This is a genomic window from Nocardia sp. NPDC050175 (genome assembly GCF_044459885.1).
Classification (GTDB): domain Bacteria; phylum Actinomycetota; class Actinomycetes; order Mycobacteriales; family Mycobacteriaceae; genus Nocardia.
Window position 1 is genome coordinate 70,813 of the sequence record NZ_JBITJI010000013.1, and the last position, 13,428, is coordinate 84,240.

General features: G+C 64.9%; 16 protein-coding genes. 10 read left to right on the plus strand and 6 right to left on the minus strand.

Annotation, left to right across the window (positions count from 1 at the left end; genetic code table 11):
- Positions 1-11: 11 nt before the first annotated feature.
- Complete coding sequence (locus ACIBK2_RS35060) at positions 12-1,154, plus strand: cystathionine gamma-synthase (protein WP_396973765.1); 1,143 nt, start codon at positions 12-14, stop codon at positions 1,152-1,154.
- A gap of 104 nt (positions 1,155-1,258) precedes the next feature.
- Here ACIBK2_RS35060 and greA read toward each other — a convergent pair whose 3' ends face one another.
- Together greA and ACIBK2_RS35070 are read right to left on the minus strand one after the other, a co-directional pair.
- Positions 1,259-1,753, minus strand: a complete 495-nt coding sequence (gene greA / locus ACIBK2_RS35065; RefSeq protein ID WP_040738717.1) for a transcription elongation factor GreA — start codon at positions 1,751-1,753, stop codon at positions 1,259-1,261.
- A 300-nt stretch (positions 1,754-2,053) separates the two neighbouring features.
- Positions 2,054-2,503 (minus strand): DUF4307 domain-containing protein, encoded by a 450-nt coding sequence (locus ACIBK2_RS35070; RefSeq protein WP_379280879.1) that lies wholly within the window; start codon positions 2,501-2,503, stop codon positions 2,054-2,056.
- Between the two features lie 119 nt (positions 2,504-2,622).
- On the opposite strand from ACIBK2_RS35070, the gene mca reads away from it, so the two are divergent.
- From mca to ACIBK2_RS35085, 3 genes are all read left to right on the plus strand, one after another.
- Complete coding sequence (gene mca / locus ACIBK2_RS35075; RefSeq protein ID WP_396974131.1) at positions 2,623-3,489, plus strand: mycothiol conjugate amidase Mca; 867 nt, start codon at positions 2,623-2,625, stop codon at positions 3,487-3,489.
- Complete coding sequence (locus ACIBK2_RS35080; RefSeq protein WP_396973768.1) at positions 3,489-3,758, plus strand: hypothetical protein; 270 nt, start codon at positions 3,489-3,491, stop codon at positions 3,756-3,758. Before mca ends, ACIBK2_RS35080 begins: the two co-directional genes overlap by 1 nt.
- Positions 3,759-4,238: 480 nt before the next feature.
- On the plus strand, positions 4,239-4,817 hold the full coding sequence (locus tag ACIBK2_RS35085) for a TIGR03086 family metal-binding protein (protein ID WP_396973770.1): 579 nt from the start codon (positions 4,239-4,241) through the stop codon (positions 4,815-4,817).
- Between the two features lie 6 nt (positions 4,818-4,823).
- On the opposite strand, the gene ACIBK2_RS35090 is transcribed toward ACIBK2_RS35085, so the two are convergent.
- Positions 4,824-5,009 carry a hypothetical protein gene (locus tag ACIBK2_RS35090; protein WP_396973772.1) on the minus strand — a complete coding sequence of 62 codons (186 nt, stop codon included), beginning with the start codon at positions 5,007-5,009 and terminating at the stop codon, positions 4,824-4,826.
- 278 nt (positions 5,010-5,287) lie between these two features.
- On the minus strand, positions 5,288-5,851 hold the full coding sequence (locus ACIBK2_RS35095; RefSeq protein WP_396973774.1) for a GyrI-like domain-containing protein: 564 nt from the start codon (positions 5,849-5,851) through the stop codon (positions 5,288-5,290).
- A gap of 246 nt (positions 5,852-6,097) precedes the next feature.
- Between ACIBK2_RS35095 and ACIBK2_RS35100 the strand changes: the two genes are divergently transcribed.
- The 3 genes from ACIBK2_RS35100 to ACIBK2_RS35110 all read left to right on the plus strand — a co-directional run bounded on the left by ACIBK2_RS35100 (position 6,098) and on the right by ACIBK2_RS35110 (position 9,134).
- Complete coding sequence (locus tag ACIBK2_RS35100) at positions 6,098-7,450, plus strand: ATP/GTP-binding protein (RefSeq protein WP_396973776.1); 1,353 nt, start codon at positions 6,098-6,100, stop codon at positions 7,448-7,450.
- Positions 7,451-7,544: 94 nt separating this feature from the next.
- The gene (locus ACIBK2_RS35105) at positions 7,545-8,066 is read left to right on the plus strand and encodes an RloB family protein (RefSeq protein WP_396973778.1); all 522 of its coding nucleotides are present in this window, start codon (positions 7,545-7,547) and stop codon (positions 8,064-8,066) included.
- 156 nt (positions 8,067-8,222) lie between these two features.
- Positions 8,223-9,134 carry a serine hydrolase gene (locus ACIBK2_RS35110; protein ID WP_396973780.1) on the plus strand — a complete coding sequence of 304 codons (912 nt, stop codon included), beginning with the start codon at positions 8,223-8,225 and terminating at the stop codon, positions 9,132-9,134.
- Positions 9,135-9,141: 7 nt separating this feature from the next.
- Here the strand turns inward: ACIBK2_RS35110 and ACIBK2_RS35115 are convergent, their stop codons facing one another.
- Positions 9,142-10,086 carry a LysR substrate-binding domain-containing protein gene (locus ACIBK2_RS35115; RefSeq protein WP_396974133.1) on the minus strand — a complete coding sequence of 315 codons (945 nt, stop codon included), beginning with the start codon at positions 10,084-10,086 and terminating at the stop codon, positions 9,142-9,144.
- A gap of 122 nt (positions 10,087-10,208) precedes the next feature.
- On the opposite strand from ACIBK2_RS35115, the gene ACIBK2_RS35120 reads away from it, so the two are divergent.
- On the plus strand, positions 10,209-11,147 hold the full coding sequence (locus ACIBK2_RS35120; protein WP_396973782.1) for an MBL fold metallo-hydrolase: 939 nt from the start codon (positions 10,209-10,211) through the stop codon (positions 11,145-11,147).
- A gap of 112 nt (positions 11,148-11,259) precedes the next feature.
- The gene (locus ACIBK2_RS35125) at positions 11,260-11,745 is read left to right on the plus strand and encodes a cupin domain-containing protein (protein WP_396973784.1); all 486 of its coding nucleotides are present in this window, start codon (positions 11,260-11,262) and stop codon (positions 11,743-11,745) included.
- 281 nt (positions 11,746-12,026) lie between these two features.
- On the opposite strand, the gene ACIBK2_RS35130 is transcribed toward ACIBK2_RS35125, so the two are convergent.
- Positions 12,027-12,449, minus strand: a complete 423-nt coding sequence (locus ACIBK2_RS35130; protein ID WP_396973786.1) for a MarR family winged helix-turn-helix transcriptional regulator — start codon at positions 12,447-12,449, stop codon at positions 12,027-12,029.
- A gap of 86 nt (positions 12,450-12,535) precedes the next feature.
- Between ACIBK2_RS35130 and ACIBK2_RS35135 the strand changes: the two genes are divergently transcribed.
- Complete coding sequence (locus tag ACIBK2_RS35135) at positions 12,536-13,177, plus strand: MBL fold metallo-hydrolase (RefSeq protein WP_396973788.1); 642 nt, start codon at positions 12,536-12,538, stop codon at positions 13,175-13,177.
- Positions 13,178-13,428: the final 251 nt, after the last annotated feature.

Consider the following 13,428-nt stretch of genomic DNA (forward strand, 5'->3'; position numbering starts at 1 on the left):
AGGCTGGGGTGATGAGTGAGCTGGGGTTCTCCACTAGAGCCGTCCACGCAGGATTCGATCCCGACCCGCAGACCGGCGCGGTGAACGTGCCCATCTATGCGAGTTCGACATTCGCCCAGGACGGAGTCGGCGGTCTCCGTGGCGGTTTCGAGTATGCCCGCACCGGAAACCCGACCAGGTCCGCGCTGGAAGCGAACCTCGCCGCGCTCGAATCCGGCACCTACGGCCGGGCGTTCGCGTCGGGCATGGCGGCCACCGACTGTGCGATTCGTGCCGTGCTGCGTCCCGGTGACCACATCGTCATCCCGGACGACGCGTACGGCGGCACCTTCCGGCTGATCGACAAGGTGTTCAGCCAGTGGGGCATCGAGCATTCGCCCGCGCACGTGTTCGACGTGGACGAGATGCGCGCGGCGATCCGGCCGAACACCAAGCTGGTGTGGGTCGAGACGCCGACCAACCCGCTGCTGAGCATCGGCGACATCCCGGCGCTCGCCGACATCGCGCACGGCGCGGGCGCGAAGCTGGTGGTGGACAACACCTTCGCCACCCCGTACCTGCAGCAGCCGCTGCTGCTCGGCGCCGACATCGTCACGCACTCGACCACCAAGTACCTCGGCGGCCACTCCGACGTGGTCGGCGGCGCGCTGATCACCAACGATCCCGAACTCGACGCGGCGTTCGCCTTCCTGCAGAACGGCGCGGGCGCGGTGCCCGGCCCGTTCGACGCCTTCCTCACCCTGCGCGGCACCAAAACCCTTGCCGTGCGGATGGATCGGCACTGCGACAACGCGGAGACCCTGGCCGAATTCCTCACCAGGCATCCGGCCATCTCCCAGGTGATCTACCCCGGCCTGCCGGAGCACCCGGGCCACGCGGTCGCGGCCAAGCAGATGCGCCGGTTCGGCGGCATGATCTCGGTGCGCCTGCACGGCGGCCCGGACGCGGCCCGCGACTTCTGCTCGCGCACCAAGGTATTCACCCTCGCCGAGTCGCTGGGCGGGGTGGAATCGCTGATCGAGCACCCGGCCGCGATGACGCACGCGTCCACCGAGGGCTCGGTGCTGGAGGTGCCCGCCGATCTGGTGCGGCTGTCGGTCGGCATCGAGGACGCCGCCGACCTGCTCGCCGATATCGAGCAGGCGCTCGGCTAGGAACCGCGGAGATGACGAAACGGCCGCACCTCGGAAACGGGTGCGGCCGTTCGTGTCTCAGGGGAACAGGTCGGCCGGGTCGCGGGAGACCACGGCCGGAAGTATCAGCTGTGGTACGGCTCCGCGCTGACCAGGGTGACCTTCATCGTCTTGCCGTTGGGCAGCGTGTACTCGCGGGTGTCGCCGACCTTGGCGTCGATCAGCGCGCCGCCGAGCGGGGACGCCGGCGAGTAGGTCTCCAGCTTGGAGTCGTTCAGGCCCTCCTCGCGGGTCGCGATGAGGAAGGTCTCGGTGTCGGACTCGTCGCCGTCGTAGTAGACCTTGACGACCGAGCCGGGGAGTGCGACGCCGGACTTGGTCGGCGCGACACCGACCTTGGCGTTGTTCAGCAGCTCCTGCAGCTGGCGGATGCGCGCCTCCTGCTGGCCCTGCTCCTCGCGCGCGGCGTGGTATCCGCCGTTCTCCTTGAGGTCGCCCTCTTCACGGCGTTCGTTGATCTCGGCAGCGATAACGGGACGATTGGCAATGAGCGCATCGAGTTCGCCCTTGAGCCTGTCGTGCGACTCCGGGGTCAGCCAAGTCACTTGCGTCTCAGTCATCTCGATCACTCCCTAGTAGTTGTTCCCGGCAGGCCGGGATTCCCTGATAACTGCCGCAGTACCCACCCGTGGGGCGGGCACGCACCAGTCGACGGCTAGAGCGATCCTGGGAAGTTCATCGAACCCCGACAGACCCTGGTTCCGGGCAAAGCTCATATTCCGGAACAGATAGCGCTGGCCGCCAATGCAGCAAACACGGCTCCGAACCCCGGAACCGTGTATCAGGCCATTTTAGCATGAATCACAAACGTGCAGGTCGGAGTTAATTTCGAGGAGAAATGGTACGGCAAAAGAGGCAAATCACCCTGCTCGAAGATAGCTGGGAACCTGCCCACTACAGCCGTAGATACTGCTCGACGCCGGTCGAGACGAGGTCTTGACCGTGGTGGTCTGCTCGATCGTGCCGCTGGTAGACGGCTCGATCAGCACCTCGCGGCGACCTACCTCGACACTGTCGCGCGCCATTGCGCGGACGAAACATACCGCAGCCTGTCCAGGGTCCTTGCGGGTGACCTTGATCCGGATCGTCATGGTCGCGTCGTCGACGACGGTGTAGCCGAGCTGCTCGGACTCGATGTCCTTCGGGCCGTACTTCTGGTACCCGATGAAGGCGACGCCGCACCCGAGCAGCACCACGACCACGCCGAGGACCAGCGGCAGCCAACGACGGTCGACGGGGGGCTTTGTTCCGTACCGGTCGGTTGGCCTACTGCTCGTCGCCGGCACCGGGGCGTCGCTTCGATCGGTCACAAGGTCGCTCCCGGGGGGTAAGTCGGAACAAATGTCGGTCGAATGGAACTATAGGGAACGAAGACCCGACACCCGCGAGCGAGAGCGATGGTGAACGAGACGTGAGTGGCCTTCGCCTCATGGCGGTGCATGCCCACCCCGACGACGAATCGAGCAAGGGTGCTGCGACGACCGCCCGGTACGCCGACGAAGGACACGATGTCCTCGTCGTCACGCTGACCGGTGGCGAACGTGGCAGCATCCTGAACCCCGCGATGGACACCCCCGGTGTCCTGGACCGGATCAACGAGATCCGGCGCGAGGAGATGGCCGCCGCGGCGCGTGCGCTCGGCGTGCGCCAGCACTGGCTCGGCTTCGTCGATTCCGGTCTGCCGGAGGGCGATCCGCTGCCGCCGCTGCCCGAGGGCAGCTTCGCGGTGGTGCCGTTGGAGGAGGCCACCGAGGCGCTCGTCCGGGTGGTCCGCGAGTTCAGGCCGCACGTGATGACGACCTACGACGAGCTGGGTGGCTACCCGCACCCGGATCACATCCGCTGCCACGAGGTGTCGGTCGCCGCCTACGAGGCGGCGGGCGACCCCGAACAGTTCCCCGACGCGGGCGAACCGTGGACGCCGCTGAAGCTGTACTACGACCACGGCTTCACCGCCCGGCGGATGGAGGTCTTCGCCGAGGAGTACGAGCGGATCGGCGAACCGTTCCCGCTGCAGGAGTGGCTGGACCGGATGCGCAAGTACGTGCCGGAGCGCGGCGACGTGTTCTCCAGGGTGACCACGCAGATCGACTGCGCCAAGTACTTCCCGCAGCGTGACGACGCCCTGCGCGCGCACGCGACCCAGATCGACCCGAATGGCGCGTTCTTCGCCATTCCGCTGGAGCTGCAGCAGCGGCTCTGGCCGACCGAGGAGTTCGAACTGGCCAAGACCAGGGTCAAGACGGCGCTGCCGGAGACCGATCTGTTCGCAGGCATCGAAGACGAGCAGCGGTGATGCTGGTTCTGCTCGCCCAGGCGCCCGGCGGCACGCCGACCGGGCCGGAGTTCGGCAAGGCGTCCCCGTTCGGCCTGGTCATCATCCTGGTCCTGCTCGCGGGCACGGTGCTGCTGGTGCGTTCGATGAACAAGCACCTCAAGAAGCTGCCCGCGACCTTCGAGCCGGAACATCCGGAACCGGACCAGGAGGCCGACGAGGGGACCGAGCGCGGCATCACCGGCCGGTCCGAAGAGGCGGAGTCGGACGGACGGGCCGAAAAGACCTGACTGCTGCACAGTGACGAATTCGACGCCGCGCGACACCATCTGGTGGAACGTGGCGTCGAATCGTTTGCGGCCGTCGCGGAAATCGGCTGGTTGAACCGGCAATGGTGGCGTGTGCGGTCTGTCCGAATTTCAATCGGCGGTAACAGGTTTAAACGACACCTGAAGTGGATAACGAAATGAGTACGGGTGGAGCTTAATCGGAAGTGGTTGTCAGCTTCACACGCCTGCATAGTGCGGTCTACGGTCACAACGCTGCCAGCACAACGGTTTTCAAACGTTGTGAGATGGGCGTTGCGTGCGCACCGAGCGCATTGCACACTGTAGCGAGATGTATTCGGCTCGCGCATCGGCTTAATCCGCCGGCCACCGAGAAGCACACTGCTGGCAACCTAATTCGCCGCGATCAGCTTTCGCAACGGCCTCCATATGTCGCCCGCCTGTGTTACCAATTCAGCCAGACCGCTCGACCGAAGGAAGCTCATGGAGAACGTGATCGGACAGATCGACCGTGCACTCGATGCGACGAGCCTGATCGTCGCCGCCTTGGACGAGAGCTCCATGGCGGCGCCGACGCCTTGCCGGGAGTGGGATGTGCGCACCGTGTTGAACCATATGGTGGGCAACATGCACTTCTTCGCGGCCGCGCTGAGCGGCACGGATTCGGGTGCCGATCATGAATCCGATTGGCTCGGCGGCGATCCGCAGGGGGCGTACGCGGCGGCGGCGGAGGTGGATCGGGCGGCCTGGCACCGGCCCGACGCGCTGGACAACACCGTGTACGTTTCGTTCGGCGCGCTGCCCGCACCGGCGGCGGCCCTTGTGCACCTCACCGAACTGGTTGTGCACGGCGTCGACCTCGCGGTCGCCATCGGCAGGCCCGAGCTGGCCGACGATGAGCTGTGTGGCGAACTTCTCGCCACCATGCAGGCCAGGGGTGGCATCGACCAGTTCCGGACCCCCGGTGTCTTCGACGCGGAAGTCTTTGTCGAAGAAGGGGAGCCCGCTCATCGTCGGCTGCTCGGCTACGTCGGCCGGGAAGTGCTCGCGCGCACGCCGTAGCGCGGGCTAACGGATCCGCACCACGGTCGAGGCGGCGAGCAGCAACAGTTCGCGGTCGGCGATCTGCTGGTAGCCGAGACGGCCACCGTGGTTGCGGTGCAATGCGTGCTGCTCGGCATGCACCGAGGACGTCGTCGCAGTGATATCTCGGGCTGCGTCGGCATTCCGGCGTGCGATGGAGAATTTGCGCATGGCAATTCTGCCCTTTCGTTCAGCTGCAGGTATATCGACCCGATTTCCTAGGCACCCACCGTATTTCGGACACGCGAAGAAAACGTGTGCCGCACCGTGGGTGCGTGTGTATGCGCACCGGAGTTCGCGGTTTATCACCGTCGGCTCACCCATATTCGAGCCGACGGTAGGCAGCTCTATCGGTCGAGCTATCGGATCCGCCGATTCGGTCGAATCGACCGTTGTCCGCGCACCGGGCGCGTTGCGAACTGTATCCGGTCGAATTCGACCGGCGCATCCTATTTTTCGGCGATGCGGCGGACCGGGTGGCGCAGGATGGTCTTGGCCTGCGCGGCCGGCACCCGGCGTGGGTCGGAGAGATAGATCTCGTGATGGCGGCCGTTCATCGCGAGCCCCTCGGCGCTCATGAACGCGTCCATCTTGGCCAGGGTCTCCGGTTCGGTCGCATACGGACCCACGTGCAGCACCTGGACGGCGTCACCTTCGCTGAGCCGCTCGAAGGTTGCCCCGCGCACCATGTCCGCGGTCACGACCTCCGGCATGCGGATCATCAGCCGCCAATGCCATTCCGTGCGAGGCACCGTCAGCGGTGGTTCGTCGGACTCCACCCACCACAGACCCTCCAGCTTCGGCACGACGAAATCGTGCCCGGCGACCTTGGCGATCTTCTTGGCGCCGTACGCGGTTCGGTAGAGCGTCTCGACGCCCTCGAGGTACTCCGCGCCTTCTGGAGCTCCTGAACCGGTGACCGTCACGTACCCGTACTCGCCGAAGGTGCGCAGCGTCGGTTCGGTGGGTGCTTGGTAGTAGTGCTTGTCGGTCTTGGCCAGGTCGAGCTTCATCCCGCCAGCCTGGACTCTCCAGCGCCGGGAGAGTCAAGCTCCTCGGATCGGCTGCCCGGTGCTGCTGGTCACCTTGCCGCGCGCGTTAGCGATGTGGTCTGTGCATCTGCGTCAACCCCTGAACTGGGGGCATGGGTTGCTACCCGAGATGCGATGTGACTTGTATCATGGTTCTTCTGGCGGTGTTGTGCGAGAAAAAGTCGTAGATAGGGTTGAGCCGACGAGGTAAGGGTGAGGTGACTGGGGATGTTGCAAAGTTTCCGTTTCGCGAATCATCGTTCGTTCCGGGATGAGCAACAGTTGAACCTCATGCCGGCGTTCCCCGGTGACTATCCGGACGCAGAGGTTCGCCCAGTTCCGGTTGTCGGCGTCTTCGGTGGGAACGCTTCCGGGAAGTCGAACGTGCTCGACGCACTCGATTTCATGCGGCGTTTCGTGCTGGGGTCTGATCGCGACGTGGAGCCAGGGCAAGGGTTGCGACGCAACCCCTTTCAGCTGGTGCATGCTGCACAGCTGGAGCCCTCGCGCTATGTTGTGGACTTGTTACTCGGCGGTGAGCATCACGCTTACGGCTTCACTGTCGACAACAACGAAGTTCTTGAAGAATGGCTCTACTACTATCCTCGGACCGACCGTTACCATAAGTCTGGTCGGGAGCAATTGATCTTTGCGCGCACCGGCGATGACTTCGAGTGGGGGCCAGAGTATCGCAGTCACAGTGATCTGAGAGATATCGCTGGATTTACCGCGCCAACCGCGCTCTATTTGTCTACTGCGGCACGGTTCAAGCTGCGTGTTCGACGGGGTGGAGGAACTGACGAGAATCGGCTACCTGACCCGCTGCACGACGCGTATCGGTGGTTTCGCGCAATACGGATGCGCCGAGGGTCTTCTGGTCTTATGCTGCCGCCCGGACGTCCGGGTACATTTCATGATGACAGGTTGCGCGACAGGCTTGCGGGTTTGCTGCGAGTTGCCGATTTTGGTATTGCCGGTATCGAACTGGCCCCCGGCGACCCTGATGCGAGGCGATTGGTCCAGGAACTGACCGAGGCAGGCGAACATCAAAAGGCTCAGGCTATCCGCGCCGCCACTCGCGATCGACTGCTTTTCCAGCACAAGGGGGCGGACGGTGATGTCCTGATGGAATTCGATGATGAGTCGCGAGGTACGCGCCAACTTCTAGAACTCGGCGTGGACGCGATCGACGTACTCGACCGCGGCGGTCTGCTGTTAGTCGACGAGATCGACGTCAGCCTGCACCCTTTGCTGTCTGCGACATCGGTAGAGCTGTTCCGGTCGCCCTTGACCAATCCGCATGGCGCGCAGTTGATTTTCACAAGCCATGATGCTGCTCTGCTCGGACATCTGGACGGTGAAGAGGTATTGAAAAGGGACGAGATATGGTTCACGGAGAAGGGCGATGACGGCAGATCGTTGCTGTACTCGCTGTCCGAGTTCAAGCCGCGAAAGAACGGGGAGAATCGCGAGCGGCGGTACTTGAACGGTAGTTACGGAGCGGTACCGGATATTTCCTCGGACCTGGTCGCCCAGGCGATGCGGGGCAGGGGAGGGGCCGATGGCAGCGCGGCAGAGTAATCAGCAACCTCGGCGACCTGTCCGCGTGGGTCAAGGGCGCACAACGTCGCTTGATCGGGCAATCGCTGTCCGGGAGTCAGCTATCTCTATATTGGTGACGACAAATGGCGCGAAGACCGAGAAAACGTACCTTCAGGCAGTCGTGCAGGAACCATGGGTCAGCGCGCGTATCAAAAAGAAAAAGGTCCAGTTCATCAACGGCGGACCGAGTGAGCTGGTCCGGAAGACTGCGCAGACCCGTTGCCGGATCGGATTCGATCGAGCATATGCGGTTGCCGACAGAGACGACTTCGATGTAGACAGTGCACTGAAGATCGCTCAGGGCGTAGGTATCCCACTGCTGATCTCCAACCCGTGTTTCGAGGCATGGTTGGTGCTGCACTTCGCGGATTGTCGAAAGTACCTCGAGGACGGCGACGCGGCTCAGCAGAGGTTGCGGAAGTATCTGCCTACATATGAGAAGGAGAAGCTCTCATTCGGGGACTTCGCACCTTTCGTCCAGGACGCAGCGGACCGAGCGCGAGCAAACAACGGTGCACCGGACCAGAACCCCTCGAGCCTGTTGTGGATGTTGATCGATGTGTTACGTGATGTGCCAGGAGCAGATAGCTGCTGAGCGTAGGTCGCAGAAGCGTGCCGGGATAGGTGACTTCGATCTAGAGCCATTCGGATGAGTGGGCGGTAGCACGAGTGTTTCAGCGACTCGACAGACAACACCGCGCGACCGAATGGACCATCGCCGGGACTGGGCGATGTGGCAGGTTGGGGAGTTGTGCAGGAGATCTTTCGGGATGTCGGGGTGCAGGGCTGGGTGCATGCTCGGTGTTTCGACTGTGGTGCGGAGGCTGGGGCGGGTGCGGACGAGCCGGTGGTGCTCGCGTCGGTGGTGAAGGTGCCGCTGGTGCTGGAGTTCGCCAGGCAGGTGGCGGCGGGGCAGGTGGATCCGGCCGACCGGGTGCGTGCGGGCGGTGCGGATCGGCTCGGCGGGGTCGGTACGGCGGGGTGTCACGATGATGTCGACCTGAGCCTGCGGGATGCCGCGTTCTTCGCGCTCACGTTGAGCGACAACACCGCCGCCGATCTGCTGTTCGACCGGGTCGGCATCGAGAATGTGCGTTCGCTGATGCGTGAGCTCGGGCTAGCGGGCACTCGGATCGTCGGCGCACCGCGAAACATCGTGCAGAGCATGGCCGAGGACATCGGCGCGCGCGACGCTGCCGAGTTCGCCGTGCGGTTCCCGGCGCTCACCGCTGCGGAGATCCTCGGCACCCGTGCCCTGGATCCGCACCGGACCACTGCGAGCACGCCACGGGAGATGACCCGCCTGCTCACGCTCATCGGTCAGGATCGGGCGGGTCCCGCCGAGGCGTGTCGGTGGGTGCGCGATCTCATGCGCCAGCAAGTGAATTGGCATCGGCTCGCCGGTGCGTTTCCGCCGGAGGTGCAGGTGTGGGCCAAGACCGGCACTCTGCCCGGAGTGCGAAACGAGATCGGCGTGCTCGAGTATCCGGACGGAAGTCGTTATGCCGTAGCGGTATTCACCAGGGTGGGCACCCTCGACCAGCGGCTACCCGAGGTGGATCGCGCCATTGGCGCCGTCGCCGCGCATGCGATCGGCAGCATCGCTCACGGCTGTACCTCGTCCGCCGCAGATGGTGCGCTACCGCTTCGGCTCGCTCGCTGACGGTCGCTCACGGCCTGCCGTACACCACATTCCACGGTCGTTGCGGCGCGGCTTGAACATCTGCGGGCCGAGATGTGCCGTCGCCCTGCACAACTCGGGCGATCAGCTCGGCCAGTTCGGGCGCCAGCGGATGCGGTGCCGCCGCGGGCCAGGCGAGTGAGAGCCGCCAGCTCAGCGTGCCTTCCGATAGCGGCCGCCAGACGACCCTCGGTTCCTTCTGCGCCACCATGCCCTGATCGAAGGCGACGCCGCGGCCGGAAAGCACCATGCCGAGCACGAATTCGGGATTGCGGGCGTGCTGTACCCGCGTCGGTTTGAAGCCATGTTCCCAGCAGGTGCGTAGCGTCGCGTCGTAGAGTCCGGGGGCGGCCGCCCGTGGGAAGATCACCAGACCGAGTCCGGCCAGATCGGCGAGGGTGAGCGAAGAACGCACGGCCAGTGGTGAATCGCGGGGCAGCACCACGCCGACGGGAGTGTCCACGGCCGGACCGAGTTCGAGGCCGACCACGTCGACCGGATGCTGCAGCAGCCCGGCGTCCAGCTGACGGTCGGCGAGCAGGCGAACCTGCTCGGCGGTGGTCAGCTCCTGCAAATCTACTCGTACCTCGCGACTTTCGAACGCGGTGAGGATCGCGGCGAGTACCCGCCCGGCCAGTTCGGGCGGCACACCGACGCGCAACGCGTCCATCTCGCCCCGATGCGCCTTGCCGACCAGCGAGGTCGTGCGCTCCCAGCGAGCGAGTAGGTCGCGGGACTCGGCGAGCAGGATCTGGCCCGCCTCGGTGAGCTCGACCCGGCGGCTGTCCCGGTCGAACAGCCGGGCGCCGAGGTCGGTTTCGAGCTTGCGGATGCGTTGACTCAACGGCGGCTGGGCGATGCCGAGGCGCTCGGCGGCCCGGCCGAAATGAAGTTCTTCGGCGACGGCAACGAAATACCGCAGCTGACGCAGCATGTCCACGCTGCGACGATATCGTTTTCGATATCGCCGAGCAGGTCGGCCGGTCTTGGACAGCGGCGGCGAACGTATGTTTCGGTGCCCGCATGACAGGTTTCGGACGACGAAAATTCTTCGGTGTGACCACGGGCGCTGCGGTGCTGGCCGGTGTAGTGGCATGTGGCGGAACGGAATCCGCGAGTCCGGCGGCCAACAGCCCGGCTCCGGCACCCGGTGGCGTAACCCTGCGCTGGTGGGGCAACAACGGCTGGGAGATCCGGTTGCCCGGCGGCAAGACGGTGCTGATCGACCCGTGGCTGACCAGGTTCCATACCGGTACCTATACCGATGCGGGCGCCGACCCGAACACCCCGATCGCCGTCGATACGGCGCTCATCGACCACTACGTGGACAGCGGGGAACTGCGCGCCGATCACATCCTGGTCACCCACGGTCACTACGACCACCTCACCGACGTGCCGTACCTGGCGAAGAAGACCGGTGCCACGGTGCTCGGCACCGAGACCCATCTCAATCTGCTGGCCGCGCTCGGCGCACCGGAGGACCAGCTCTCGATCGCCACCGGCGGTGAGTATCTCCGCTTCGACGGCTACACCATTCGCGTACTGCGCTCGTTGCATTCGGCCTCCGGTGCCAGGGCCGAGGTGGCGTTCGCCGGTACCAGACCTGGTCTAGGCGCGGGAAAGTTGCCGGAGCCCAAGGTGATTCGCGATCTGGTCGAGGGTGGCACGCTGGCCTACGAGGTGAGCGGTGGCGGGGTGAGCGTGTTGAACTTCGGTGGCTCGAACTACATCGAGTCGGAACTCGCCGGTCTGCACCCGGACGTGCTGCTGTTGCCCGCGGGCGGCGGCAAGATCTACGACTACGTCGCGCGGTTGCTACGCGTCACCGGCAACCCACGTTACGTAATCCCTACGCATTGGGACGATTTCGACTATCCGCTCGCCGAACCCGCGCGAGACTGGGGTGGCCTCGAATCGCTGCGCAAGGCGGTGGCCCAGGCCAGCCCGACCAGCAAGTTCGTCACCGTCGACCACTTGCAGACCTTCACGCCCTGAGGCCAGGGCGCGATCGACGGTGATCGGACAGTGATCCGTTGCTGACGGCGGCTGCGGTTTCCTTGATATAGGGGCGATACGGCGGTCCCACCCGTGCAGAGAGGACATGACAATGGTTTACGCAGGCCCGGTGGGCGTTCGGGCACCGTGGACGCAGCCGCAAGTTCGTTACTACGACGGCGGTTTCGAGCAGGTGCTGTCGGAGCAAGAGACCGCGAGTGCGCTATCCGTCATGCGGGCCAAGGTTTTCCCAGCGGGCGCACCGCCGCTGCATTTCCACACCAGAGAAGACGAATTCTGGGTCATCCTGTCCGGGCAGGTCCGGTTCTGGATCGGTGGCTACTCCCTGACGGAATGCGCCGTCTCCGAGGCTGGTCCCGGCGCTTTCGTCTACGGTCCACGCAATATTCCGCATACCTTTCAGACCATCACCGAGGAGAGTGAGGTGCTGGTCGGCAGTACACCGGGTGTGATCGAAGGCTACTTCAAGGGCGTCGGCGCGGCCGAGGACCGAGATCACGGCAAGCAGGTGGAACTGCTCGGCACCTACGGGGTCACCATCGTCGGCCCGCCACCGGTCTGGTCCGACTGGAACTGACGGGTGCGCCGCGGCGGCATGCATGGGGGCACTCCCGTGTTGCGCGAGATCAAGCGAAACTGCGGCCCCCACAACATCATCCGCGCCAACTTCCCAGTCCTGAACTCGCGGCTTTGTGTCTTGGGTGGCGCACAAGTCGGCCGGGTGTGGCGCCGGGATCGTCCTGCGCTGGTGGTGATTCGCCGGAAGCGCCGTCCACCCCAGGATGACGGCTTCCCTTTAGTCCCTCGGTGAAGTCGTTCGTGGTCGGCCCCGGTGGTGAAGCCGTGACCCCATCGCGGTCAGCGTCCGTTCATATGAGCGGTGATGCGGGTCAGCAACCGCACACAGTCCCGCAGTTGTTGCTGCTCGTCCGGGGTGAGCGTGTCGCTGATGGCGCTGTCGAGTGAGGTGGCGCGCTGGGTGCGTTCGCGCCGCAGGCGGGCACGGCCGGTGTCGGTGATGTAGAGCAGGTGCTTGCGGCCGTCGTCGGGATGAGGTTCGGTGCGCACCAGGTTGGCGCCGACGAGGTCCTTGACGGTCTTGGCGGCCGACTGGTGCGTCACGTTGCGCCGGTGCGCCAGTTCGGCGGTGGTGTGCGGGCCGTCGCGGTCGAGATAGCCGAGGATGGCGGCCTCGCCGGCCGACATGGTGTCCGCGACCCGCGCGGCGCGCACCAGATCACCGATCGCGTGCCGTAACTCTTCGGCCAGTGCGTCGTTCACCACTCGACCTTATCCGAATGGCGCACCCTAGTTGTACAATCTAGTTGTACAGTTTGGTTGTATTATTTCGGAGTCTGAGGAGCCTCATGCAGCTCACCAAGTTCGGTCATGCCTGCGTCCGTGTCGAGATCGACGGCCGGCGTCTGGTAGTCGACCCAGGCGGTCTCACCGATCCGCAGGCGTTGACGGGCGCCGATGCGGTCCTGGTCACCCACGAACATTTCGACCACTTCGCCGAGGAGACGCTTCGCAAAGCCGCAGAGCAGAATCCGGCCCTCCGAATCTGGACCAACACCTCCGTCGCCCGGAAACTGGACGGCCTGGGCGCGCGCGTCACCGCCGTCGGCGCGGGCGAGATCTTCACCGCGGCCGGCTTCGAGGTGAAGGTGTACGGCACCTGGCACGCGGTCATCCACCCCGACCTCCCGCGCGTCGGCAACATCGGATTCTTGATCGACGACGCCCTGTTCCACCCCGGCGACGCCCTCACCGTCCCGGACGTCCCCGTCGACACCCTGCTGCTCCCCGTGCACGGGCCATGGTCGACCACTGGCCAGCTGATCGACTATGTGCGGGAAGTAGCCCCACGCCAAGCTCTCGCCATCCACGACGGCGCACTCAACGACACAGGCACCACGATGGTCGCCGGACTCCTCGGCGACAACGGCCCCGGCATCGGCACCCCCTACCGCCGGATCCCCGCCGGCGCATCCGCCGAAATAGCCTGAGATCGCCCGCAAACGAGTCAGGGCGTTCGCGCATGTGGGGCTCTAATCGGAAATCTGCCGGCAAGATAGTCACAGATTTGCCATCTTCACGGACCCTCACTGGCTCAGTGTGTCCGGAGGTTGGGCGATGGCGTTCTCGTCACGCATCAGGTAGGGGAACTGCGGTGACGTGCAGTCGATTTCCGGAGCGAATACATGGCAATCTACTGGTTTGTGGCATGAGGTGACGGCCCGAAGTCGCCAGGTGGACG

Bases quoted from the DNA above. Each gene is read 5' to 3' on its own strand.
- ACIBK2_RS35080 (WP_396973768.1), top strand. From the start codon at position 3,489: ATGCTGGTTCTGCTCGCCCAGGCGCCCGGCGGCACGCCGACCGGGCCG.
- greA (WP_040738717.1), bottom strand. From the start codon at position 1,753: ATGACTGAGACGCAAGTGACTTGGCTGACCCCGGAGTCGCACGACAGG.
- ACIBK2_RS35125 (WP_396973784.1), top strand. From the start codon at position 11,260: ATGGTTTACGCAGGCCCGGTGGGCGTTCGGGCACCGTGGACGCAGCCG.
- ACIBK2_RS35085 (WP_396973770.1), top strand. From the start codon at position 4,239: ATGGAGAACGTGATCGGACAGATCGACCGTGCACTCGATGCGACGAGC.
- ACIBK2_RS35100 (WP_396973776.1), top strand. From the start codon at position 6,098: ATGTTGCAAAGTTTCCGTTTCGCGAATCATCGTTCGTTCCGGGATGAG.
- ACIBK2_RS35135 (WP_396973788.1), top strand. From the start codon at position 12,536: ATGCAGCTCACCAAGTTCGGTCATGCCTGCGTCCGTGTCGAGATCGAC.
- ACIBK2_RS35090 (WP_396973772.1), bottom strand. From the start codon at position 5,009: ATGCGCAAATTCTCCATCGCACGCCGGAATGCCGACGCAGCCCGAGAT.
- ACIBK2_RS35060 (WP_396973765.1), top strand. From the start codon at position 12: ATGAGTGAGCTGGGGTTCTCCACTAGAGCCGTCCACGCAGGATTCGAT.
- ACIBK2_RS35095 (WP_396973774.1), bottom strand. From the start codon at position 5,851: ATGAAGCTCGACCTGGCCAAGACCGACAAGCACTACTACCAAGCACCC.
- mca (WP_396974131.1), top strand. From the start codon at position 2,623: ATGGCGGTGCATGCCCACCCCGACGACGAATCGAGCAAGGGTGCTGCG.
- ACIBK2_RS35115 (WP_396974133.1), bottom strand. From the start codon at position 10,086: ATGCTGCGTCAGCTGCGGTATTTCGTTGCCGTCGCCGAAGAACTTCAT.